General features: G+C 65.4%; 3 protein-coding genes. All 3 read left to right on the top strand.

What is annotated here, in order from left to right:
- Positions 1–380: hypothetical protein (locus tag MUO23_04860; protein MCJ7512282.1), on the top strand; the 380-nt coding region annotated here is incomplete at its 5' end.
- Between the two features lie 235 nt (positions 381–615).
- The gene (locus MUO23_04855; protein MCJ7512281.1) at positions 616–1,851 is read left to right on the top strand and encodes an MFS transporter; all 1,236 of its coding nucleotides are present in this window, start codon (positions 616–618) and stop codon (positions 1,849–1,851) included.
- A gap of 259 nt (positions 1,852–2,110) precedes the next feature.
- Positions 2,111–2,294, top strand: a 184-nt coding sequence (locus MUO23_04850) for a hypothetical protein (GenBank protein MCJ7512280.1), incomplete at its 3' end; no start/stop codon positions are given.

The following is a 2,294-nucleotide window of genomic DNA, read 5'->3' as shown; positions in this document are numbered from 1 at the left end:
TCTGGGCTGCAGGGCGCTTGATCGTCGCCTACACCGGCAGCGATGGCGGCACGGTTCTGCTGCTTCAGGCGCTGCTGGGGGATCCGATCACCCTGGCCGCCGAGGTGGTGGATGAGCCGTACCCTCCGGCCGTCCTGGCCGTGCTGGCCGACGCCGCCGAACAGTTTGACCTGCCAGTGGCTTCCCTATCCGTGATCGGCCTCGAGGAGACCACCTGGTCCGACACGTGTCTAGACCTACCCCTGCCGGGAGAGACCTGCCTCAAGGGTCCCCTCCCGGGATGGCGGGTGCAGGTGCGCGCCGGCGAGAGCGAAGCCTGGTTCCGCACCGATCTGGCCGGTGAGGTGGTCCGGCTCGAAGAGCCCGCTCAAGTCCCGTGAGGGTGAAGACAGCAGGCTCCGGTGGCTGCAAGCGCCGGGAATCACGCGTTGCTGGGTGACTGGCTCGTGCAAGTGGGGTGCGGCCCAGGCTGAGCACCGACAGGATGCCGGCCCGGGGACTTTAAGTTCAAAGAGTCTGCGGCTTGGCGGCGCGGGCATTCAAGACCAAGATAAGATCGTCGGTGACATCCGCCACTGGGCTGGTTGCCCTCACTCGGAGGCTGCGATCTCAAGCATGAACGCAAGCGATCGCTCGGTTCGAAAGCTGGCGAGGCTTCCCCGCAACGTTTGGGTTCTCACCCTGACGTCCTTCCTGACCGACATCTCCTCGGAAATGGTTGTCAACCTGCTGCCCCTACTGCTGGTTAGCGTCCTGGGCGTGCGCACCGGGGTGGTGGGCTTGATCGAAGGTGTCGCCGAGACCACCGCCAGCCTGGTCAAGCTCTGGTCAGGCTGGTTTTCGGATCGGACAGGCCGGCGCAAGCCGCTGGTGGTCCTGGGCTACGGGCTATCCGCGATCTCGAAGCCCTTCCTGTACTTCGCCACCCGATGGGGAACCGTGCTGGCAGTGCGCTTCAGTGACCGCCTTGGCAAAGGATTGCGGAGTGCCCCGCGCGACGCGATGATCGCCGATGGCATTCAACCGGCGCAGCGCGGCCTGGCGTTCGGCTTGCACCGGGCAGGCGACACGGCCGGCGCAGTTGTCGGGGTATCGATTGCCCTGGCCGTGGTGGTAGCGAGCGGCCAGACCGCGACGCTCACCCGCGAGACTTTCCAGCGCGTCGTGCTGCTCAGCTTGATCCCGGCCGCGCTGGCTGTGGTGCTGGTGTTCTTGGGCGTCCGAGAGCGCGCGCAGGCTAGGCCGGTAGGGGAATTGGTGAAACCCCGACTGAGGGACCTCGGCCGTCCGTACTTCCTGTATCTGGCTACGTTCGGCCTGTTCACGCTGGGCAACTCGTCCGACGCCTTCCTGATCCTGCGGGCCAGCAGCGTCGGTCTCTCGGTGGTGGGCATTCTGGCGATGATGCTCGCTTTCAACCTGGTGTATGCCATCGTCTCGACGCCGGCCGGCGCCGCCTCCGATCGTCTCGGGCGCAAGCGCCTTCTGCTGAGCGGATGGTTGCTGTACGCGCTGGTTTACCTGGGTTTTGCCCGGATGAGCGCCCCGTGGCAGGCCTGGCTGTGGATGATGCTGTACGGGCTGTACTACGCCCTGACCGAGGGTGTGAGCAAGGCGCTGATCGCTGACCTGGTCGTGCCGGACCGCCGGGGTTCCGCCTACGGGCTGTACGCCGGCGTGGTCGGGATGCTGGCGCTTCCGGCCAGCCTGCTGGCCGGGGTGCTCTGGCAGGGTGTGGGAGAGTGGGCAGGTTTTGGCCCGGCCGCTCCGTTCCTGTTTGGAGCCGGGTTGAGCGCGATTGCTGCCGGGTTGCTGTTCCTGCAGGATCTGCGGCCGCGGACGGCGACCTGAGGTCATATCGGCAGTCAAAGCAGATCCGGACAGAAGGTCGGCAGCACCAATGGCCCGCCCTGTTCCTGTCCCCAAGGTCGAGATCGGAGCGAGCAAGGGCGGGTGTCACAAGTGAGACCGTTATGCTGCCGGTATGGACTGCCGGCTCTCGAACTCCAGGGTCAAGTTCGGCAGCGCTTCAAAGCTATTGTTGACCCTATAGCCTCACCGTGCCTTTGATGCGTTTCAATGTGCTTCCACGCAGGCCCAAGGAGGAGAGATGTCGAGCGACAAGCATTCGCCCAAGAAGGCAGGAGCCCGCGCCGCCAAACCCTCGGCGAGGATCACGGTCCGCAACGTGAACGTCCCGGGCTACACCTCGACCGTCGATGCCCGTATGTACAATGCCATGAAGAAGGCGCTGCTCAAAGCGCTTCCGCCGAGAGCGCCCGGACGGACTCAGG

The sequence above is a fragment of the Anaerolineales bacterium genome (assembly GCA_022866145.1).
Lineage (GTDB): Bacteria > Chloroflexota > Anaerolineae > Anaerolineales > E44-bin32 > PFL42.
The sequence above is the reverse complement of the archived record's forward strand: the minus strand, read 5'-3'. Positions and strand labels throughout refer to the sequence as shown.